This is a genomic window from Armatimonadota bacterium (assembly GCA_036504095.1).
Taxonomy (GTDB): Bacteria; Armatimonadota; DTGP01; order JAKQQT01; family JAKQQT01; genus DASXUL01.
In genome coordinates, this window is sequence record DASXVS010000069.1 from 65005 (window position 1) to 86045 (window position 21041).

General features: G+C 61.1%; 19 protein-coding genes. 10 read left to right on the top strand and 9 right to left on the bottom strand.

Translation table 11 applies throughout. The annotated features are described in order from the left end of the window. Positions 1-67 precede the first annotated feature (67 nt). From VGM51_15430 to VGM51_15455, 6 genes are all read left to right on the top strand, one after another. Positions 68-1198 carry a type IV pilus twitching motility protein PilT gene (locus VGM51_15430; GenBank protein HEY3414429.1) on the top strand — a complete coding sequence of 377 codons (1131 nt, stop codon included), beginning with the start codon at positions 68-70 and terminating at the stop codon, positions 1196-1198. A 295-nt stretch (positions 1199-1493) separates the two neighbouring features. Continuing rightward, positions 1494-2048, top strand: a complete 555-nt coding sequence (locus tag VGM51_15435) for an ImmA/IrrE family metallo-endopeptidase (GenBank protein HEY3414430.1) — start codon at positions 1494-1496, stop codon at positions 2046-2048. Between the two features lie 127 nt (positions 2049-2175). Further along, positions 2176-2463 carry a hypothetical protein gene (locus VGM51_15440; GenBank protein HEY3414431.1) on the top strand — a complete coding sequence of 96 codons (288 nt, stop codon included), beginning with the start codon at positions 2176-2178 and terminating at the stop codon, positions 2461-2463. Between the two features lie 245 nt (positions 2464-2708). Continuing rightward, the gene (locus VGM51_15445; protein ID HEY3414432.1) at positions 2709-3248 is read left to right on the top strand and encodes a hypothetical protein; all 540 of its coding nucleotides are present in this window, start codon (positions 2709-2711) and stop codon (positions 3246-3248) included. Continuing rightward, positions 3235-3666 carry a hypothetical protein gene (locus tag VGM51_15450; GenBank protein ID HEY3414433.1) on the top strand — a complete coding sequence of 144 codons (432 nt, stop codon included), beginning with the start codon at positions 3235-3237 and terminating at the stop codon, positions 3664-3666. Before VGM51_15445 ends, VGM51_15450 begins: the two co-directional genes overlap by 14 nt. Before the next feature lie 1109 nt (positions 3667-4775). After that, the gene (locus VGM51_15455; GenBank protein HEY3414434.1) at positions 4776-5090 is read left to right on the top strand and encodes a hypothetical protein; all 315 of its coding nucleotides are present in this window, start codon (positions 4776-4778) and stop codon (positions 5088-5090) included. A gap of 392 nt (positions 5091-5482) precedes the next feature. Here VGM51_15455 and VGM51_15460 read toward each other — a convergent pair whose 3' ends face one another. After that, positions 5483-6316 carry a hypothetical protein gene (locus tag VGM51_15460; protein ID HEY3414435.1) on the bottom strand — a complete coding sequence of 278 codons (834 nt, stop codon included), beginning with the start codon at positions 6314-6316 and terminating at the stop codon, positions 5483-5485. Between the two features lie 51 nt (positions 6317-6367). Continuing rightward, a complete protein-coding gene (locus VGM51_15465) occupies positions 6368-6961 on the bottom strand; it encodes a sigma-70 family RNA polymerase sigma factor (GenBank protein ID HEY3414436.1) in 594 nt (197 codons plus the stop codon). A 351-nt stretch (positions 6962-7312) separates the two neighbouring features. Between VGM51_15465 and VGM51_15470 the strand changes: the two genes are divergently transcribed. Then, complete coding sequence (locus VGM51_15470) at positions 7313-8626, top strand: sigma-70 family RNA polymerase sigma factor (protein HEY3414437.1); 1314 nt, start codon at positions 7313-7315, stop codon at positions 8624-8626. 113 nt (positions 8627-8739) lie between these two features. Here the strand turns inward: VGM51_15470 and VGM51_15475 are convergent, their stop codons facing one another. The 4 genes from VGM51_15475 to VGM51_15490 form a co-directional block, all read right to left on the bottom strand. Then, a complete protein-coding gene (locus tag VGM51_15475) occupies positions 8740-9903 on the bottom strand; it encodes a PQQ-binding-like beta-propeller repeat protein (GenBank protein HEY3414438.1) in 1164 nt (387 codons plus the stop codon). 173 nt (positions 9904-10076) lie between these two features. Continuing rightward, a complete protein-coding gene (locus VGM51_15480; protein HEY3414439.1) occupies positions 10077-10331 on the bottom strand; it encodes a HypC/HybG/HupF family hydrogenase formation chaperone in 255 nt (84 codons plus the stop codon). A 184-nt stretch (positions 10332-10515) separates the two neighbouring features. Next, a complete protein-coding gene (gene hypF, locus VGM51_15485) occupies positions 10516-12822 on the bottom strand; it encodes a carbamoyltransferase HypF (protein HEY3414440.1) in 2307 nt (768 codons plus the stop codon). Positions 12823-13024: 202 nt separating this feature from the next. After that, on the bottom strand, positions 13025-13459 hold the full coding sequence (locus VGM51_15490) for a hypothetical protein (GenBank protein ID HEY3414441.1): 435 nt from the start codon (positions 13457-13459) through the stop codon (positions 13025-13027). A 167-nt stretch (positions 13460-13626) separates the two neighbouring features. Between VGM51_15490 and VGM51_15495 the strand changes: the two genes are divergently transcribed. From VGM51_15495 to VGM51_15505, 3 genes are all read left to right on the top strand, one after another. After that, complete coding sequence (locus tag VGM51_15495) at positions 13627-14019, top strand: helix-turn-helix transcriptional regulator (GenBank protein ID HEY3414442.1); 393 nt, start codon at positions 13627-13629, stop codon at positions 14017-14019. Positions 14020-14131: 112 nt separating this feature from the next. After that, positions 14132-15295 (top strand): H-X9-DG-CTERM domain-containing protein, encoded by a 1164-nt coding sequence (locus VGM51_15500; GenBank protein ID HEY3414443.1) that lies wholly within the window; start codon positions 14132-14134, stop codon positions 15293-15295. Continuing rightward, the gene (locus VGM51_15505; GenBank protein ID HEY3414444.1) at positions 15292-15489 is read left to right on the top strand and encodes a hypothetical protein; all 198 of its coding nucleotides are present in this window, start codon (positions 15292-15294) and stop codon (positions 15487-15489) included. Before VGM51_15500 ends, VGM51_15505 begins: the two co-directional genes overlap by 4 nt. A gap of 74 nt (positions 15490-15563) precedes the next feature. On the opposite strand, the gene VGM51_15510 is transcribed toward VGM51_15505, so the two are convergent. From VGM51_15510 to VGM51_15520, 3 genes are all read right to left on the bottom strand, one after another. Beyond that, positions 15564-15833, bottom strand: coding sequence for a hypothetical protein (locus VGM51_15510; protein HEY3414445.1), 270 nt, complete (start codon positions 15831-15833; stop codon positions 15564-15566). Positions 15834-16465: 632 nt separating this feature from the next. Further along, positions 16466-17530 (bottom strand): hypothetical protein, encoded by a 1065-nt coding sequence (locus VGM51_15515; protein ID HEY3414446.1) that lies wholly within the window; start codon positions 17528-17530, stop codon positions 16466-16468. A gap of 566 nt (positions 17531-18096) precedes the next feature. Beyond that, on the bottom strand, positions 18097-20916 hold the full coding sequence (locus tag VGM51_15520; GenBank protein HEY3414447.1) for a hypothetical protein: 2820 nt from the start codon (positions 20914-20916) through the stop codon (positions 18097-18099). Positions 20917-21041 lie beyond the last annotated feature (125 nt).

Consider the following 21041-nt stretch of genomic DNA (forward strand, 5'->3'; position numbering starts at 1 on the left):
CCTCCTCATCTCTCATAATTCGTGGGTTTCTCTTCTGGCCCTTTCTGGGCGGAAAGGGGCTGTACCTGTGAAAGACATCCGGTCACTGCTCGACATCTGCATCGATCGTGACGGCTCGGACCTCCATATCGAGGCGGGCGAACCTCCTGTACTGCGCTTGCACGGTCGTCTCGTGCGCCTGAGGGAACTCGGCGAGCTTACGGGGGATGACACCGAGCACCTGATGAAGGCCATCGCCTCCCCCCGCTCCCAACAGGAGATCGAAGAGCGCGGCGGGGCGGATTTTGGATTCACCTATCCCGGGCGCGGGCGGTTCCGCGTATCGGTTTTTCAGCAGCGCAACTCCATCGCCATCAACATGCGCCTCATTCCGTTTCGCCTGCTGTCGTTCGAGCAGTTGGGCCTTTCCGCCAGCGTTCAGAAATTGCTGCACGCTCCGCGCGGCCTCATCCTCATCACGGGGCCAACCGGCAGCGGGAAGACCACCACGCTGGCCACGATGATCGACTACATCAACGTTCATCGCGATGCTCATATCATTACCATCGAAGACCCTATCGAGTATTTCCATTCGCCGAAACAGAGCATCATCACGCAGCGCGAAGTGCATGTGGACGTGCCTTCATTTGAGGAGGGCGTTATCAAGGCTTTGCGCCAGGACCCGGACGTGATCCTGGTGGGCGAGATGCGCGACCTCAATACAATCGGCGCCGCCATCACCGCCGCGGAAACAGGCCACCTGGTGCTCTCCACTCTGCACACAACCGGCGCGGCGCGCACTGTGGACCGCATCACCGACGTTTTCCCGATGGAACAGCAGGAGCAGATCCGCGTGCAGTTGTCCGGCAACCTCACGGCGGTTATCTCACAGCTTCTGCTGCCCAAAAAGGACGGCAGCGGACGCATCCCGGCGTACGAGATCATGGTCTGCACGCCGGCCATCCAGCACATGATCCGCGACCACAAGACGCACAGCATCTTCAGCGCCATCCAGACGGGAAGCCAGCTGGGCATGATCGCGCTGGACGACCACCTGGTGCAGCTATACAAGCGCGGCGCGATCGGCAAGGACGAGATGATCCGTGTAGCGCAGAAGCAGGAAGAGATCTACGAGAAGATCGGCGAAGCGCCGCCGGCCGGCATGGTGAGCATCGCCAAGGCGAACGCGCAGACGCCGAACGCCGTGGGCAGACAGTAGGCCGGAAACGAAGAGACGGAAACGATAAAGTATGAACGATGAATTCCGAATCGGCGTACTGAGTATTGAGTGTTGAGTATTGTGTATTGGGGGCCTTTGGGGGCGTCCGGGCATTGCCTGGGCGCCCCCTCCGCATTCGGTAGCGTGCCGGCGTTGGAACGACGTCGATTGCGTCTTCGGCCGACGTCCGATTGAACCTATGATGTTTGTCACAGTGCGGGATGATGGCTTGACCAGCGCGTTTGGGGGGTGGCATCATATACGAACATACGTTTGTATTTCACAGAAGAGCGCTATGACCTCACACACTACCAACCTGCAGATCGACGGGTTCCTCCATCGCTGGGCGTTCGTCTCGTACGCCAACATCGAGCATTTCGCCGGGCGGTCGGCCCAGTGGATGCGTCTTCAGCCACCGCCGCGTTTCGCCGCCGGCGCCCTGCCGGACTGGGGCGTGGGCATCCGGCGGGATGCGCTGCCCGGCGGGGTGGATGCCGTTTGGAGCCTGGACGACGGGGCGTACGTGATACGCGTTTCGCCGTTCCTCGCCCCGGCGCGCGCGAATTTCACGCTGTGGCACGAGTGGTTCGAGGTGATGGCGTCGCGCCCCGCCTTTCCCGGCCGCTACACACCGCACCGGCTGGAGCGCCTGGCCGACCTCTACGCGGCCGCCATCACGATGCCCGCGGATACCGTCGCCCGTTCGCTTAAGGAGTTTCGGGACTCCGGCGATAAGGCGGATGTGATGGCGGCGCGCTTCGGCATCAGCGTGGCCGCCATGCGCCGGCGGATTCGCGAGTTGGCGCCGGACCGCCGCATCCGGCCGGCGGGATGGGACTCCATCCGCTGAGACGATCGGAAGCCCGATCCACGCTGCCGCATGTGGAGACGCCTGCGTTCCGTGGTTTGAGCACTCGCCGGGCGTGGGTATCTTAACGGTAATCCGGCTGAGGTGTCTTAAGGGGGGCGAAGCGCGCATGGTGAACCTGAATCAATTCGAGGTTGATCGCATTGGAGCCGTGATCCGCGCGGAAGAGGCCAACCGGATGAGCACGTGGATGTACATCTCCTGCCGGCTTCTGGCCGCCCGCGGCCTGCTGGAGTTCAAGGGCATGAGCACCCGGCTGGGCCAGCCCGACTATTTCGTGTACGGCGACCCGCAGACGGGCGCGATTTACGCGGTCCAGCGCCCCGCCATCGGCGCGGACGCGGAGGGCCTGCTGGTGGACCGCATGGTTACCCTCACCCGCGGCCTGCCGAACTGACCAACCGGACAGGACACACCATTTTCCGAGGCCACGGCCCGCCACCCGGCGGGCTGTGAACGTTTTTGGCGGGCAGACGCGTCATAATGGGGGCAGTGAAGGGTTCTTGGCAGGCCGCCGGCGCGAAAATCGGGAAATGGACGATGGAAGTTTGAGGTTGGACTTGGGAATTCCAACCTCTATCGTCTAGCTTCCAACGTCCACTTTGCGGAGTTAACCTGTACGGCTACGTGGGCGGGGACCCGGTGAACGGGAGCGATCCAAGCGGGCTGCGTGGAATACGGTTTGGCAGGTTCCACCTCTTCGACGACGGAAGGCCGTACCTTGAATTCACCGACGATTCGTTGGGCGACCTCGGGAAAGGCGCCGCAGCGACTGTGGACGGGATTATTCCTTTCGGAGATCCGTTGAAGGGCGTTTACGCTGACTCGTGCGGCAAGGTAGCTCCTGAGTACGAGGTTAGCCAGTTTCTGGGTGGCAGTTCGCGCGATATCCTGCTGTTGGCAGCCGGAATGCCAGGGACGCTGAAGCCGTTCACGCAAGCGGGTGCAACCGAGGAGACATCATTGGCTTCCATCGCGTTCAGGAAGCTGTTCAGGGGTGTCAAACTTCCTCCTGGCGTTAAGCTACCAGCCCCGACGTATTTGGATCTGACCATCAAAAGTTCAAAAGTCGGTACTGTCTTAGGCCGGGCTGCACCACTATACGCATGGATGCAACTGAACTGGGATATTGGATGGTTCAGCGAACCGTACTTGCTAGGCGGTCTCGATGGAAAACATTGATGGCAGTGGCTATGGTTGCCTCAGTTTCCTGGCTTTGTTCGGTATTTGGGCGACTATGCTGAACATTCGGTTTCGGCGGTTCGCGCGTTCTCGGCACGGCATACAGGAGAGCCTGTATGAGCATCATTTCGCTTCCGATCCGGAGCTGCTCGAAGTTGCACTGGCGGTCCGTGCCGAGATCCGGGATCTTCTGGTGGATCCTGACTTTGTAGTGTATCCAGACGATGATCTGCAGGACACACTGGACCTATGTATTGACGACATTGAAGATTCATCCCTCAAACTGCTGAGCCAATTTGGGAGAACGAGCATACCGCAACGGGAAGAGATGGCTGGCTGGCCCGCGACCAGGACCGTTGAGGATTGGGTGCGCTTCATAGTCAGATTCAGGCATGAGGCAACGGATTCCGGTAGGTAGGAGCAGGCCGGTGAGCCGTTCGGCTACCAGGGTCAGTGGGGTTACTGCACAGACGCGGAGACCACCACCGGCAGCTGGCAAACGTCGCCCGATGTTAGACACTCCTGGGATAAGCCAAATTGACCGCACCAATCATCTTGTTGGAACTTGACGATCGGAGTGTCTGGGCGTTCAGAACGGTCGCCGAGGCATCGGCTTGGCCAGAGGCGGTAGATGTCGAAAATGGCGAATACGTCGCATGGGATAGCCAAGGCATTCGGCTCACCATGGCCGTGTTGGACGGGCGCGTCGTACTGGAGGAAGAGCGAAACGGGGTAAGCGAGGGTGCGGAACTGGAGGCTGCGCTCCGATCCCACCTGACGCGAGGCGGATCGCCCCTGTTTCCCCCAAACGCACCTGTTGAAGTGCTTATCGATCTGGCACTGACCGATTGTGACGCAGAGAGGCAAAGAACGTAGAATTCAGCCGTTAACCGGGTCTGCAAGGTCGTCCGGCGGGTGCTGAAGCCTTGGAGCCGGTAGCCGGGGGATGTCATGTCTCGGCTTCTTCGCCCGCTGCCCCAACCTCAGGTGGTAGCATTCCGCAAGCTGCCAATAAACGGTGGAAGTCGGACCGAATGACCGGCGGGACCCATACGGGCGGGACGCCGGTCGTACCGGCGGCTCGCGGCATCCATCCACCCTCCAAAAAAAGACTTGACAGCCGTTGCGGCCGCAGGCTATTATCTTTTTTCGGCGCCTCCTCGCGAGGCGACCACCATCTGAAAGGAGCGGTAAGCATGCACAACCTGTTCAACACCATCGAATCGGCGCAATGGACCTGCCTTGTCGGCGGATCCGATTCGCCTCGCCTTGCCGCGCCCCCTGCCCCCATGGGAGGAGATGCCTGACCGCGTCTCACCTAACCTTGCGGGTCCCGGGTCTCGGCGAAGAATCGCCGGGACCATTTTGGTTTTTGGGGCCGCAGGGCACGTAACCATGCGCTTTCCGCCTCCGTAAAGGACTCCGGAAAACGCACCGCCAATCGGCGGATATTCATAAGGCCGAGATTAAGGCCGTTAGAAATCCGATGTCTCAGAAGCTGAGGCAACACTGCTGGAGGAGAGGAAAGTGGAAATTCAGACCGTAAAAAGCCCGTACGCCGCGCCCGAAGCGCTCCGCACGCGCACGCGGCCATTCGCTCCGGCGAGTGCTCGCCGGCGTCCCGTGGCCACCTGGCAGGCACATGCCCAGGCGGCGCTCGGCGCCAAACTGGAAACCCGGACCGCAATTGTCATCACCGATGTGCCGGCGAAAGCCAGCCGGCTGAAGACCGCCCCGGCGCGCAGCCGAACTGCGCCGCGGGTGTGGGATTGGTGGCAGGTGATCGCGCCGGTCGCCATCGCACTTTGCGCCATCGCTCAGTTGGCGCAGAGCGTCCGATGACACGCCGCGCACAAAAGCCCGGCCGGAAGAGATTGGGGGAACGAGACGATGAGTCCTGTTCCCCCATTCTCTGTTTCGGGGGTCAGGATTCAGGGGTCAGGATTCAGCATTCAGGATCCGGCATCCAGCATCCAGCATCCAGGGTCGGGATTCAGGGGTCAGGATTCAGAATTCAGGATCCGGCATCCAGCATCCAGCATCCAGGGTCGGGATTCAGGGGTCAGGATTCAGAATTCAGAATTCAGGATCCAGCATCCGGCATCCAGCATCCAGGGTCAGGGTTCAGGGGGCAAGGGGCAGGGCTCAGGAGCCAGGGGACAGGAAACTCGATGGAGGCTGGATCAGCGGATGATTCAGCCTCCATCTTCATAGTTCCTGTTTCCCGCTTGCGGTCAGGGTGTTGTCGCTGCCGGTTCGGCGGGTTGCGACGAAGGGCTGGCGGCGTTCAAATCGGCAACTCCGGATTGGGCGCGGGAACGCCATTCCTTCAGGCGCGCGATGTGGTCGGGATCCTGTTCGGAGGCCAGCAGCGTATCGCACATCGAGATTTCGCGCTCGTACAGGGATTTGGCGCCGGTGGCGTCGGAGTTATTGACGCGGATTTCGGCGGCGGCGTGGATGGCGCTGATAGATGCGTCCGCGGTGGGATCCGCGTCGGCCATCTGCACGAGCAGCCGGGTGACACCGTCCCAGTCGCCTTGATCGGCCTTGTTGCCGGCCAGGCGCACGAACTCCTGCTGATCCTTGGTGAGGGTTTCGTTCTGCAGCCACGCGAGGATGGTATTGCTGGATTCGTTGGGCGGCGCGCCGGGGATCTCCTTGATCTTCATCCTGGGCTGGGGGACGCCCGGCTTCACCGGCGGCACGTACGTTGGGGTGATGTCATTGGCCGGGGTTTCGTTTCGCGCGATGGACGGGGGGTTGGCATGCAGGCGCGCCAGATTGACCCCGTTTCTAACACCGGCGTCGTACGCGATGATGGCGAGGATCATGCCGGCGAGGGCGACGCTGGTTGTGGGGATCCACGCCCAGTTCCGCTGGTGCACCGGCTGGCGAAGGCGCAGGTCGTCGGCGATGACCGTCATCAGCCGGCGGTAGCTTTCATCTTCACCCGGCGCGGCCGGTTCAACCATTGCCGCGCGCAGGGTGGCTACTGTTCCGGGATCTTCGCAGATCCGCTCTTCCTGCCGCCTGCCATGCAGCATCCAGGACCATAGATTACCCACGATAAGAGCCTCCGAACGGGAGACGCGGCGCCAAACGGTGGTGGTGTAAGGTCATTGATCGACGTTGGGCCGTACATCTTCCGTAAAATACTCGTCCGCACGGATAAGACCGCGCAACTTGGAAATAGCCCGGTGCAGATGGCTTGTGACCGCCGATACCGACGGCTTGCCGGTCACCAGAGCGATTTCCTTGAGCGACAGTTCCTGCTGATAGGCGAGGGCCAGGATTTCGCGGTCCGCGTCGGAGAGTTGGTCCAGGGCCGCTTTCACGCGGTCCACGCGCTCCTCTTCGAGTATGCGGTCCAGCAGCGATGGTTCGCCCGAGGGCAGTTCCATCGTCTGGCCTTCTTCCGACTCCAGCGCGCTGAAAGTCCATGGCTTTCTTGAGCGCTGATGGTCGATCAGCAGATTCCGGGCGATTTTGAGCAGAAACGGGCCAAACCGGCCCTGTTCCCGCACCTCGTAGTGACCGATGGCGCGATACGCGTTCACGAACGTATCGGCGGCCAGGTCTTTTGACGTTTCCTCATCGCGTATGCACCGATGGAGATAGCCCCACACTCGCTTGTAGTAGCGTTTGTGGAGTTCGCCGAAGAGGGCAAGGTCGCCCGCCTGCACCTTCCGGATAATCACTTCATCGGTCATTGGGTGTATCGCACTTCCGCGTGTTTCATGATGCTAACGATAGCAGGCGGTGAAATGTCACGGACACGGGAGCCAGGGTTCAGGATTCAGGATTCGGGATTCAGGATGAAGTGGACGATTGGCCGACGGCGCTTCAGGCGGGTGTTTCAATGCCCGACGCCCGGAAAGGCCGATTGGCCGCCCCCAGCCCATCAGGCGCAAGCCGGGTAAGCCTTTCGTTGCACGGGAAATCGTCCTGCGTTTGGCCGTTCTAAAATCGATAATTGAGGTAGCTCGGTAAAGTGCGCGGGTCCCGCGGTCGAAAAGAAGAAATGACGAGCACAGGACTGCTCGCAAGGGAGAGTGACGACGATGGCTATAGCTAACCGTGCGGAGGTCGCCGAGCCGGTGCAGCAGTTCCGGAAGACCGTTACCGAGGAGGACGTTCTGTGCCTCCTGAACAAATATCGCCTGGACCGCGACGAACGGGCGCGCGAAGCGCTGGTCGTTTACCACCGCCCCCTCGTAGAGAAAGTCGCCCGCCGGTTCGTCGATACCGGCGAGCCGATGGAGGACCTCGTGCAGGAGGGCTATCTGGGCATGCTCACAGCCATAGACCTCTTCGACACCACGTTCAGCGTCAAGTTCTCCACCTACGCCCACCATCTCATTACGGGTCAGATCCGCCATTATCTTCGGGACAAGGGCACCATCATCCGCGAGCCGGCGTGGAGCCAGGATTTGCGCCGCATCATCAAGAAGACATCCGCCGACCTGACGAGCCGGCAGCGGCGGGAGCCCACGGTCGCCGAATTGGCGGGCGCGTGCAACATCACGGAGGAGGCGCTGACGGAGGTCCTTCAGGCCGAACAGGTTTCCAAAGTGGTCTCGCTGGACGGCTTTACGGAAGACGACGCACCCGCCGTTGACCCGGACAAGATCCGCAGCCTGCGCCTCGTCTCGTTCCATATCCCGCTGGAAGAGCGCATCGTGCTGGAGGATATGGTCTCCAATCTCAAGCTGATCGAACAGCGCGTTGTGCACGAGTTCTTTTTCCAGGACCTGTCTCAGACCGAAATCGCCAAGGCGCTCGGCGTATCGTGCAATTACGTGAGCCACCTGCTGAAATCGGCCGTGAAGAAGATGGGCAAGAGCCTGGCGTATACCGAACTCCAGGAGCGCCAGTTGCGGCAGAAGCAATCCGCGTCCGGCAGCGACTACGGCGAGGGCAGCATCGTGGACCGTGTGACGGGCCTCTACACCCAGGACCACTACGTCCGGCGGATGGAAGAGGAAATCGTCCGGGCACAGCGCTATGTGCAGGAATTGTCCACGGTCTGGGTACGCTGCGTGAATTTCGATGAATATTCCAATCGCCTGGGAAGCGAATGGGGCGAACGAACGCTGTTCAGCATCGGCGCGGCTCTCCGCGATTGCGTGCGGCGCTGTGACGTCGGCGCGTACATCGGCGACGCGGTCTTCGCGGTGATTCTCCCTCACACCGGCGAAGGCGCGCGTATGGTGCGCGACCGCCTGCTCTCAACCCTGAGCGAAGTCGAGTACACCCGCGGCGCCCGCCTGGAGTTCCGCGGCGCGTCACTCATCATCCCGCAGGACGGATCCTCCGCGCGCGAGATCTGCGACAACGCCGAATACGAACTGAGCCGCCCACTGGTAGCGGGATAGAGTTTCGGTGACGGGTGACGGGTGTCAGGTTTCGGGTGGCGGGTTTCGGGTGGCGGGTTTCGGGTGGCGGGTGTCAGGTGGCGGGTCCTGCCACCTGACACCCGAAACCCTCCTCAGGGGCTGTCAAACCCCATGAGGTAAGAGATGCCGTCCGTCCCCTGGATTGTTCGCGCGAAGAAACGATCGGTGCTCGCGTCATACGTGGGGCGCTGCGGGCGTCCGACAACCGTATAGGACCGCATACCGCCTCCCGTCACTGAGAACAGGTTCATTGTATTGCCGTCGCCGTAGGCAGCGATATTGCGCGAACTGACTACCATTCCGCCGGCGCCATAGGACCCATAATACAGGCCGCGAACGCTCCCGGATTCCGCGTCGATGGCAACGACCTCGGCGATATTGCTGCTTTGGACGGACGCATAGATGGTTCCGCCCGGATCCTGATCGGCGGAAGTTGGCGACGCGGAGATCTCAGTGTATGCACCCAAATCCGACGGGCCAAGCACGATCCGGCCGGGGTGGGTTGAGGGCCCGAACCGCGGGTCAGGAGCCAGAGTTGACGAGTTCAGTTTGACGACTGACGAGTTAAGCGACGCCGTTCCGTAGTATATCCCGTCGCCGCGAACATACGCTGGCGACCAGCCCTGTGGCGCCGGCATTGTTGCGGCCTTCACTGTCAGATCGCTCCGATTCAAAACAATGATGCTCAGATTATTGGGCGGACGCGTCACCGATGTATAGATGTTGTCTCCCACAACGGCTGGCGAACCTGCCCAGTCATAATACGTACTTGAGAGCGGGGGAGAGGTCATCACGGTCGTTCCATCGGACTCCTTGAGTTTGACGATGAAGATGTTTGCGGAGGTCTTCCTCTCAACGATGACGGTGCCATCCGGAGTAACTGCCGGAGTCGCCGTGCCGCCGTAACTCGATGAACCGGCAAATGAATTAGTCCAAGCAATGGATCCATTTGGCCATATCTTGACGACTCCACCTTTGGACGTTGTCAAGTAGATCGCTTTTCCCAATGCACCGTAATACACGGAAGGCCGCGTGATCGGGTAGCTGTTATCTCCAATTGCGGCTCGGACATCAAGTGGGAAACCGGATACGCTGGAACCATCCGTAGCGTTGACAGCATACAGCCTGCCGTCAGACGTTCCGAAATACACGACGCCCTCGCTCGCTATGGGATCCATCAAGACGGCGTTGAAGCTCAGCTTGATCTGCTGGGCGCGGAGCGATGAAGTGAGCAGCAGCATACCGGCCAATGTCAAGAAGCACCTGATGTTCACGTTCCCTCCGCAGCTATGCAGGTAGAATGAGCGGCGCACCGGAGTCACGTGACCACGGGGTGTACCGGGTAACGGGTGACAGGTGACGGGTGCCGGGTGGCGGTTTCCAGTCCCCGGCACCTGGCACCTGACACCCGACACTCGGCCCTCAGCCCTCAAGCCTCAGCCCTCACCTGCGCATCCGCTTCCTCCATCTGGCGGAGGTAGTCGAAGACTTCGTTGGCCTCCTGCTCGTCCAGTTTGCTGAGGGCGAAGCCAACGTGCACGATCACGTAGTCACCAACGTTGGCTTCGGGCACGAAACTGAGGTTGACGTCGCGCGAGACGCCGCCAAAATCCACTTTGCCCGCCCGCAGCACGGGGTCCGTGTTCTCGATGCTCTTTATCTTGCCTGGGACGGCGAGACACATGGCGACGCCTCCTTTCTATTGCTTTCCGGCCCTATGCCGGAACAAACCCGGAATTCTCACCACAAAGACACAAAGGCACAGAGAGTGATGAACGCCGGGGGCTATTCGGGGATTCATCGTTCATCGTTCAAGCTTCATCGTTTCCGCGTTCATCGTTCATCGTTCAAGCTTCATCGTTCATCGCTCATCGTTTCCGCTGCGCGGCCATCACCTGGCCGAGGGCGATGCCGCCATCGTTCGGCGGCACACTCCGATGCCAGTATGCGTGGAAGCCCTCGATCTCCAGCCGGCGCACGGCGTGCTCCAGCAGGTACGCGTTCTGGAAGCAACCTCCGCTGAGGACGACGTTTCTGATCCCGACCTTCGCGGCGATGGTCGCGACGGATTCGACCAGGGCGTTGTGGAAGCGCACCGAGACGACGCGCGGCCGCACGCCGCTCCGCACATCACTCAGCACGGCCTCGAGCACGGGTAACCAGTCCACAACGATGGGACCGTCCGGACCCTGCCGGTCGAATCCGAACTCATAGCCCTCGCCGGCGCTGGCGCCGTCCAGCGCGAATTCCAGTTCGATGGCGGCCTGGCCCTCGAATTTGTCCTCGTGGCGCACGCCGCAGAGGCTGGCCACCGCATCGAACAGCCGCCCGATGCTGGATGTCCTCTGCACGTTCACGCCGGAGCGCAGCATGGAGCAAAGCGTTTCGCGCTCGGTCATGTTGAACGAGCGGATCGCGGCGAGGTCGGTCCAGTCGACGATCCCGTCACCGAAGGCCTCGTACAGGAGCCCGAACGCGGAGCGGCGTGGTTCCCTGATCGCGGCGTCTCCGCCCGGGAGCGGGAAGGTGCGGAGATGGGCGGCGCGGGTGAAAGACGCGTCGTCGATCGCCAGGTATTCGCCGCCCCAGATCGTTCCGTCCAGGCCGTAGCCCGTGCCGTCCCAAACCACACCCAGTGCCGGGGCGTCGAGGCCGTTATCCGCCATGCACGAGAGGGCGTGAGCGTAATGGTGCTGAACGGTGACGGCCGGAGTATCCATCGCCATCGCCGCCTGCGTGGACATGTAGTCGGGGTGGGCGTCGCACGCGACGACCTCGGGCGTGATCTCGTAAAGGCGCTGCAGATCGGCGACGACGCGATTGAACGCGGCGCCGGCCTGCACGGTTTCCAGATCGCCGATGTGCTGGCTGATGAACGCCTCGTGGCCCACGGCGACCGCCACCGCGTTCTTGAGATGTGCGCCGACGGCCAGGATGGGACGCGTTTCCTCGGGGATCGGAACCGGCATTGGAGCGTACCCGCGCGCGCGCCGGAGGACGATTTCACGCCCCAGCAGGACGCGCACCACGGAGTCATCCACGTGGCGGGTGATGGGCCGGTTGTGAATGAGGAAGCAGTCGGCGATGCCTTTCAGCCGCTCGACGGCCTCCGTTTCGTTCGTGCAGATCGGCTCGTCCGAGAGATTGCCGCTGGTCGCCACGACGGGGAACCCAAGCTCCGCCATCAGCAGATGGTGCAGCGGGGTGTACGGCAGCATCGCGCCGAGAAAGGGATTCTTTGGCGCCACGGCGTCGGCGATGATGCTCCCGCCCGCCTGATGCCGGCGCAGCAGCACGATCGGCGATTCCGGCGCGAGCAGCAGGCGCTCCTCGGGATCGGACACGTCGCATTCCGCGCGGATGTGCTCCACCGAGGGGAACATCAGCGCCAGCGGCTTCTCCTCGCGGCGCTTTCGACGGCGAAGGCGGCGCACCGCGGTCTGGTCGCACGCATCGACGATCAGGTGGAAACCGCCCAGCCCCTTCACCGCCACCACGTGGCCCTTCTGGATGGAGGCCGTGGCGGCGAGGAGCGCTTCGTCGTGGGTTGCGCGCACGATGCCCTTGGAATCCCAGAACTCCAGTTGCGGGCCACAGTCCGGGCAGGCGTTGGGCTGCGCGTGGAATCGGCGGTCGCGCGGATTCTCATACTCGGCCTGGCAGCGTTCGCACATTTCGAAGCCGCGCATCGTGGTGTTCCGGCGGTCGTACGGGAGCGCCTCGATGATGCTGAAGCGCGGGCCGCAGTTGGTGCAGTTCGTGAACGGGTAGCGGTAGCGGCGGTTCTCGGGGTCCAGAATTTCGTGCAGGCAATCCGGGCATGTGGCCATATCCGGCAGAACGAGCGCGGACTTGGCGCCCTGATGTGTGCTACGGCGGATTTCGAAACCCATATAGCCGGCGGCCTTGAGCACTTTCGGTTCCACGCTGCGGATGGACGCGCGGGGCGGTTTGTCCGCCTCGAGGCGCGTGAGGAAATGGCGGACGGTCGCGTCCGGGCCTTCCACTTCGATGAAGACCCCCTGAGGCGAATTGTTCACCCATCCGGCGAGGCCCAATTCCGTGGCCAGGCGGTACACAAATGGCCGGAATCCTACCCCCTGCACGGCGCCGCGTACAGCGACGTGCATCCTCGTGGGGGAGACCCCGTTCTTCCTCGCGCGATCAACGGCCATGTGCGCGCCTGCCCCGACTTGTTCTATTGCATTCCATATCTATATGATAACGGTTTTTGGCGAACCGGCGGCGGGTGTCAGGTGACGGGCGTGGGGTGCCAGGTGTCGGGTGCCAGGTAGCGGCATTGGGTATCGTTACCTGTCACCTGTCACCCGCCACCCGCCACCCGCCACCTGTTTCCTGCCACCCGGCACACTATACCTAGTCCCTGTAGCCGGTTCCCCTTCTGGTTTCCGCGAGGTAGACCTCCTGCCACCCCTCCGACCCTCGTCCCTCCGCCCGCGCGGCCGCCCTCAGCCGGCGTGCCGTTGTTTTGAGCGCCCGCTCCACGCGGCAGAGCTTCAGGCCGGTTCTGTCCGATATCTCCCTGAGGGTGAATCCGGCCGCGCGCATCGCGGCGACGGCGCGGTCAACCGGGCTGAGCCGCAGCGCATCGAGATGGTCCAGCACCCGGCTTTCCGCCAGATAGGCCGTCACGACCGGCGGCAGCCCGGCCGCTTCTTCCGAGATGGACACGGTGCCGTGCCTGTCGTTTCGCCGTCTCAACTGTTCGTCCGTATAGAATGGGTATTCGCCACCCTGGTGATTGTGCGATTGCAGCCATACCTCTACCTGTCCCGCGGTGATCCTTTGCATGCCGGCCTCCACTCCGAACAAATGTTCGTTATTCCCCGGCGTTATGATAACACACCGTTTGGAGGCCGTCAAGCGATACCCAACATTTGTTTGCCTTTTCTTTGCGCGCACGCTAGAATCTTCGTGAGTCCCCGCAATGGGGCCTAACGTTATGTACGGAGACCGCCATGGATCGGTATGATGAGATCGGACGCCGCATCCGCCAGGCCCGCGAAGCCGCCGGCCTCACACAGGAGGAACTGGGCCAACAGCTCGGCGTCTCCGGAGTCGCCGTGGGCCATTACGAGCGCGCCGCGCGCTCCATCGGCATCGCCGAACTGGAGGCCATCGCCAGGATCCTCAACCACCCGATCACCTGGTTCCTCCATCTGCCCCGCCCCTGGGCGCAAACCGTGGACGCCGCATACGAAACCGTGCGCAAGGATCCCACCTTCCCCCACGGCGGGCGCCACGACCCGGACCTCGACACCGCCTTCAAGGAATACGTCGTCCGCCTCTACGAAGCCGCCCGCGGCCAGCGGCTGCTGCCCACCGAGGAAGAGCGCCTCAACTACGATTGACCGCCATGCGCTGGCGCGTGATGTTGCGCCGACGCGTGCGCTATAATCCTCAATATCTGGGATCCCCGCGTGACCAAACCCGTAGAAGCGTGCGGGCAGAGGAGGTGGCGCCATGATGTGCGACCGTTGCGGCGAGAACAATCTCGACGAAGCCTCAACGTGCCGGATGTGCGGGTTCAAGCTGTCGGATGCGGCGTCTCGCGCCGAGGCCGCGCGGCTGTGGCGCATCAGACGGTACGCAAGCGGGGCGCCGCGTCTCTCCACCCGGGCCCGCGGAATCCTCTCCGTCCTCTTCGGCGCCGCCGGCGCATTCATCGTCCTTTCCTCGCTCGACCTACAGATGGACCTCTTGCCCGTGGGCGTGGCGGCGATCTGCGCCTTCCTGGGCCTCTACCTTGGCCTCTCCGTGATACGCGAACTGCGGTTCATCGAGGGCGTGGTGTGGTCGCGAGGGCTGGCGTTGGCGGGAGCCGTGATCTCCACGGGTGTGCTGGCGGCGCCCGCCCTGATGGTGCTGGTCGCCGCCGCGATGTTCCCGCACAAACTCGTCGCGGAACCCAGGGCGATCAACAACCTCCGCAAATTGTCTATTGCCATCCAGGCTTACGCGACGGACAATGGCGACCGTCTGCCGGGGTGGATGTCGGATGCGTCGGGCACGGCCAATCACAACGTGTGGGACCAGCAGTTGGCGCCCTACCTTCAGGGGGACGAGAACTTCCTGAGCAGCGCAGACGGCAAAGGGATACGGTCGCCGTCCCAGCCCCCGCCGCGCACACGGGTGGTGTACTACGGGCTGAACGGCCTGCTGATCACGCGTCCGAAAGCGGCGTTCGACGGCAACGCGGACTGGGCTGCCGGCCCCTACTCTGTCTCGCTGGACGCGCTCGAAAACCGCGTCAACACGATTGTGCTGGCCGAACTCGCGACCTCCGAACCGATGGGACACCCTTACGCATTCACCGAAGCGGGCGGGCGCAAAGCAATGAAGGGTGACTCCTCTGCCTGGAACCGAGCGCTTTCCCAGTGGATTGACGTGGATCCACGCGCATGGGTAGAGACCGACGGGCCAGTGAAATCGTATTTCAAGAGGCAGTGGAATCCAAACAGGGGCGTCGGGCGATCGCTGCACCCTGGCGGGGCGTGCTATGCGTTTGCGGATGGCCACGTGGCGTTCCTGAAGCTGCGGCAGACGGCGACCGGAGGTGCAGTCGGCCTGCCAACGGAACAGTGGTGGGATGGCTCGAACACCTGGAATATGTGGAATCCGAGGTGAGCGGATTGGGATTCGGGGTTCGCCAGTCCAAATCACACGTCTCCATCGGCGACGTCCTCGTCTCGCTCAACATGGTTGGCGAAAAGGACAAAGTCCCATCTGCAACTTCCCACGTCCAACTTCCCACTTCCAACTTCCGCCTCATCGCCGGCATGGAAGTTGATGCCGTCATCGCCAGCGAGGGCTGCTCATAGGGCAAACAGCATCCAGCATCCAGCATCCAGGTCGAAACCTGGATGCTGGATGCTGGATGCCGAATGCTACTCCCTTACGGCAGCACCTTCGCGCTCACCGGCTTGCTCCACGGGCCGTACGTTCCATCCTTGTACTTCCAGCGGAAGCGGTAGTTTACTATCTTGCCGACGTACGAAGCGGGCCACCGCTGATCGCGACGAATTGTAAAGGTTGCGAGTCGCCTCCAGCGTCGAGCGGTATCCGCTCGCTGAGTTCCGATTGCGCATTGAGCTTCGCAGCCTTCGACGCCCAGAGGCTGAGCCCGCCCGCCTCTCTTCAAAGTCTCGGTAGATTTGGTCTTCAATACATGCGATCTTGAACTTACCGATATTACCTCGCACAGAGGTGGCTTCCGAATGTGGGGAGCACCAACTACGACGACGCCCGGAAGGTGACTGATCGCATAGTGCCTCTTTGGCGCTTGGTTGTAGAGATTATTTAGCCAGATTCGGAATTGCTTAGGGACGGTGCACCACTCTGCTCCTAACCCAAGTTCGCCAGTCTCTGGAATGTACTCGTACGACTGAAGGGCTGCGTCTTCAATATAAACCTTGCCTGCAATGCTGAACGCGCCGACGTAGATAGTGCCCCGTCGCTTCGGTGGCTTCGTATGAAAGTTAGCGGACTGCCTCAGCAGGCGTAACATCTTGGCGTTCGACGAAGGTCCGAGCACTGCCAGACCCACTGCAACGCCCCCACTTTCAAAGTAGATGTCTATGCTGTCCGCATGTTCAAGGAAATAGGGCAGGGAAATTGTTGGACGTGATATGGAAGGACCGGCGCCACGGCGCATCGGGGTTAGGTAAGTAAGCAGTATCAATCCTGAGATCGCGATCACTAGAAAGGCCTGCGCCGGACGCAGGGCGAGGCAGTCGGGCCGAGACCCCCACGCCTTATACAATTTGCGCGTAACCAAACGTCTAGGTGCCATCCCGTTCACATACCTTCTTCCAGGGGCCGGGACCATGCGAGGCCATCAAGCCCATAGACGCCGTGCAGTTTGGTCCGATGGTCGCCAATCAAGATTGCGTCCACCGGACCGTAGCTGCTAGGGTCGCCGCGAACGTATTCGCCTTGCGGCCAGCCCTCCAAGTCACTGTGCATGACCGCCAGGAGCGCTGGCTCCCCTTTCGCCAGATACCCCCATAGTCGCTTCACCCACTCGGGATTACCTAGCTCGATTGCCATTTCGTGGTGCCACCCTAGAAACGCACGGTCGACATCGCCGTAAGCGATGCCAAACGCGTTCGCAATGTCGGTCCGCACCCCACCCGTAGTAACGCCCGCCGACTCGCACGCCTGAATTTGAACGAAATTATACTGAGGTTGGTCTGCAGTCTTCGATGCCACAGATACCTGGATTTCTGGGTACGAGACGTAATAGGAGGGACCGTATATTGTGAGGTTCATTGTGCAGTCGGCGAATAACGTTTCACTCCCGTGGGTATCTATGAAAAAAGCAGTGTATACTGGCAGTCTCCCCAGGATGGCTGTCTTTCCGTCAGTCATCGACGGCATCACTGAGTGGTTCATTTGCGAGGCACTTCCTCCCAAAGACTCCAGTATACCGGGAACCACTTCGGCGAGATTTTCGTCGGACGAGTTTCCCAACAGAAGCGCCCGGTTCTTAGCCGTCGCGGTGGTGCTTATCTCATGTTCTGTCTGGTGGTCGTCCACGACCCGATATGTAACGGTGATGTCGCTTCCATCGGCAAAGTGGGTGCTATCGAATGTCGCACTCAAGTCTACGGAGGGCTGCGGGTCACGCGATGGAGGGAATTGACCTGGCGGTGTAGGCGGTGGGTTCGGGTTTGGCCACTCGTTCACCACCTCATTATTCACTAGCAGCCAGGCGTGTGTGAGGTTCTTGGGACCGCCTCCAACGGTGAAATACGGGCGGGTTGCGCTGCCTCGGACCCTACAATTGGTGCCGCTGAAATAGGGCGGCGGCGAACCAGTCGCCTCGTCGGTACTCTCACCGTTGATGCTGATATCGATCATGGAGCATCGGAACCACAACACCACCCGACTGGTCGCAGGCGCTCCAGGGGTTACGTAGGTATGCCCAGAGATGGATACCGCCGGCAAAGGAAATGGCACGTTCGCTTGCATACCGGCCAAGCTCGGTTTTGGTGTTAGTAGACGGGTAGAGTCTATCTGTCCTAATGGGTACCCGAAGGCACGTAGCTCGGGATCGTTGAAGCTGTCGGTTACGTTGTCAGATCGTGTGATATCGTATGGATAAGCGCCGGCGCTGACTGAATAGACAACACTGAGGTTGTTCAGCTTGCCTCCGGCACCGTCCCAAGTCAGGACTGGCGTGATCGTTCCAGATGAGATCACCCCTGTGGTACTATCAGGCTCCACTACGTAGACGCAGACATACTTGTCAGCATCTGAGGTTGGAATCAACTGGGTAGGCCAAGGCCGCGTTCCGGTGGAATCTGTAAACTGTCCATTGGCGGTGTATGTTAGCGTCATGCCAGCTACTGCGCGGTGTGGGAAGACCGCAGTAAGCATAGCGGCTACCAGGGTTAGCATGGTGCGGCAAGGTGCTATTGTCCGTTTCATCGGTGCGCCCTCCTTTTCGTCGCCTCTGCGCCGTGTTTCCGCGGTTTGACCCTTTTCGCGGTTGTTGCCTTGATCTTTGGCTTTTCCGGTGCTGTTCTGCTGAGTGATACGAGGTTTGACGAAGCAGAACGTCTCCCACCCGATTTGGCAGTTGCCCGTTGGCAACCCCCAACAACCGTCACGGTATCTGCGCGCACCCATACTTCATAGGACAGGTAATTGGCGTCGGTATAGACGCAGACCCATGCTATCATTGGTGCGGCGCCGCTGGGCTCGCTGTTACCATTTATCCAGTATGTGTTTGGTTGGACGACCATCAGCGAGGGGGTGCTTGCGCTGACCGGCACAAAGTCCGGGGCCTGAGATTCGAGGATGCCAATAGCGAAGTTTGATGCGAGTGTGCAATCGTCGGTCGGCAGTGGCGGGGTTGAGCATGTATACAGCCGTGTGGCGGGCGCGGGTTCAGCCGAGGGTAGTGTTAGCGAATAACCCAACAGCGCCGTCGTTTCACCGGGGTCAAGCAACGCGGCGTCCTTATCCTGAAGCATCACGCGAACCGCCTGATCGCGGTACGGCACCGATCCGTTATAGGGATCGTTGAATGACCGTCCATAAACAACGGTGCATATCTGGCCGGCTGCAAGGGAATCCGTCATTTGTCCATGGGTTATAGTTGAGGCGCCGATTGTGTCGCTGGATCCGCTGGCCATGCGCACGGCACCCGCAGCGTTAGTTGCGTCGGAGTTCCCTAGCGTTGCAGTAGGTGGCGCCTGGCTTTCAAGCAGATCTCGCGTGGTCTTGAAGTTGGTGTACCGCGCGATCACCGGGCTGGTGGAGTCTACCACCTGGACCTCGGTGCCGCTTTCGAACTTCACGGACCAGCGTGGCGCGTAGTACGTCGGTTGCGCTCCACCGTAGTCGACCAGAGCAGGGAAGTGCGCTTCGGCTGGTCCGGTTTCGTCTGCGCCAACAGCGCGGCAGAAATTACGGGCAATCTGAATGGCGCTGTCCTCATCATCATTGTCGTCCGGAATGAGATGAAGCTCCATTGGCGTGATAGTTCCTACGTGGATGCGGGCCATGATTGTCTGTGGTTTGTCGTCCCGGTCCGGACCGTTGACCGCCTTGTCGTCGATAGTCATTGTGACGAAACAGTCGGCAGGCGTCGCCGGGGCGATCCACTGCGATGTGGTCGCGTTGAGTTGCGTCAGCGTACCCACGGGCCGTCCCTGGCTGTCGGTTACGTGCCAGACAACCGAATCGATGACATCCGATACGGCGCCGACGGCCACTTTGTCAGTGCCTGCGGCGTCGCGGGCCAAGTACTTCGTGTCGTTGTCATACGCGGTGTTGTTCTGCGTTCCGTTGAGGGCGCGCAGGTAAACGCTGCCGCCGGGATTCATGGTCGCGTAGGATGTAGGCGCAACATAGTTCGGCGCGCCGATGGCCGCCATGATCGGCGGATGGCTATCGTAAGTAACTACGCCAACATCAACTGTCTTGGAGATGGTAAATGGAGTGGGGTCAACGCTGTTCTGCGTCAGTGGGCTTCCCAGGCCGGTATCGTAGATTTTCGCGGTTGGTCCATATTTCCCAAGCGGCGCATTGGAAGGTACATGCCATGCAACGCGGAACTTATCGCCGATGTGGTGGTTTCCATCAAGGCAGTTGTCACCGCAAACGTCCAATGCCGTTGTTCCGCCGGATTCGCCGGCAAGCGTGAGAGTACCTATCGGCTGCCCGCCGACAATCGGTACGCTCCATACAACATGGGAGATCGAATCGTCCACGGGCACGGTCTGTCTCTGGCCGTTCACGTACTGGTAACGCCAATCGCGCGCCCAGCCGTAGCCGTCCACGCCGTCGGTAAGCCAGGCTTCAATAGTGCTGCCAGGCGCTACGGAGGTGTTGTCCATGAATATCCCGGCGGTAATTCCGGGCGTACTTCCGTATACCGTACCCGTGCTCGTGTAGGTGATCTCCAGCGCGTTGTAGTCATGTGCGTGCGCATAGATCGGATTACTGGAGGAATCCGCGCGAAGCCGGATGCCCAGCGGCGCCGTCTGCTTCGTCACCCAGTACTGCACGATACTTGTGATGTTGAAATCCGTGTCCGGGTAGCCGTTCGTATACGCCGTGGCCGTTGCTGAGGGGTGTTGCGCGTCCAAAGCGTAGGCGGCTTCGATACTCGTCCAGGAGGTCGCCGCGCTCGGAACAAACGGCAGGTCGGCAACGGTGATCGTATCGCCGCCTTCGCTTCCGTCACAATCGACCGTCAGATGGAACACCGCACTATTGATCGTCGCGTTCGGCGGGATGCCGATGCCGTCCAGGTTGGCCCCGAATACCATCACCGCTTCGCAGAGATAGCCAGGGTACAACGGATCGGGGCCGATAAGGACTTCCGGCAGGCCGTCTGGGTAAACACTGTCTCCATAACCGCAGGAATCCCGCATCACGCGTTCATCGGTTGGGTAGCGGTTGGTCCCCGTACCGTTCCATATCTCTCCGGCCACGTAGGCGTTGACGGTGGGATCCACCGTTACCGGATACGCCGCCTTCGCCAGCCAGGCAGCGTCCGGCGTCATCGTGTAAACGCTCCCCTGGGCGGTCTCGCCGAGGGTCACCGCTACCGCGTAACTCCGTTTGCCGTTGGCGTCCTGCATCCACGGTCTCGCGATGACCATCGCAGGCTTCCCGCTGGAATCCAGCAGCGAAACGCTGTTATTCGCGTTTAGTCGCCCGGTGAGGCCTTCGGTGCGGAGTGCGAAACTGAAAGACGCCGGCACGTCGGCCGACGCTAGAACGTATCTCAAAAATGATACACTCGTAGGAGCAGTACATTTTTGAGGGTGTGAATGGATTTGACGAAAGAGCAACGGTTGGTGATAGCGCCGCTGCTGCCGAAAACGGAAAAGCGGGAAGACGGAAAGGGCCGCCC

What these genes read in the sequence shown, in the direction of transcription:
- VGM51_15440 (HEY3414431.1), top strand. Translation starts at nt 2,176, where the DNA reads ATGGTGAACCTGAATCAATTCGAGGTTGATCGCATTGGAGCCGTGATC.
- VGM51_15495 (HEY3414442.1), top strand. Translation starts at nt 13,627, where the DNA reads ATGGATCGGTATGATGAGATCGGACGCCGCATCCGCCAGGCCCGCGAA.
- VGM51_15515 (HEY3414446.1), bottom strand. Translation starts at nt 17,530, where the DNA reads ATGATCGATATCAGCATCAACGGTGAGAGTACCGACGAGGCGACTGGT.
- VGM51_15480 (HEY3414439.1), bottom strand. Translation starts at nt 10,331, where the DNA reads ATGTGTCTCGCCGTCCCAGGCAAGATAAAGAGCATCGAGAACACGGAC.
- VGM51_15435 (HEY3414430.1), top strand. Translation starts at nt 1,494, where the DNA reads ATGACCTCACACACTACCAACCTGCAGATCGACGGGTTCCTCCATCGC.
- VGM51_15450 (HEY3414433.1), top strand. Translation starts at nt 3,235, where the DNA reads ATGGAAAACATTGATGGCAGTGGCTATGGTTGCCTCAGTTTCCTGGCT.
- hypF (HEY3414440.1), bottom strand. Translation starts at nt 12,822, where the DNA reads ATGGCCGTTGATCGCGCGAGGAAGAACGGGGTCTCCCCCACGAGGATG.
- VGM51_15465 (HEY3414436.1), bottom strand. Translation starts at nt 6,961, where the DNA reads ATGACCGATGAAGTGATTATCCGGAAGGTGCAGGCGGGCGACCTTGCC.
- VGM51_15470 (HEY3414437.1), top strand. Translation starts at nt 7,313, where the DNA reads ATGGCTATAGCTAACCGTGCGGAGGTCGCCGAGCCGGTGCAGCAGTTC.
- VGM51_15500 (HEY3414443.1), top strand. Translation starts at nt 14,132, where the DNA reads ATGATGTGCGACCGTTGCGGCGAGAACAATCTCGACGAAGCCTCAACG.
- VGM51_15490 (HEY3414441.1), bottom strand. Translation starts at nt 13,459, where the DNA reads ATGCAAAGGATCACCGCGGGACAGGTAGAGGTATGGCTGCAATCGCAC.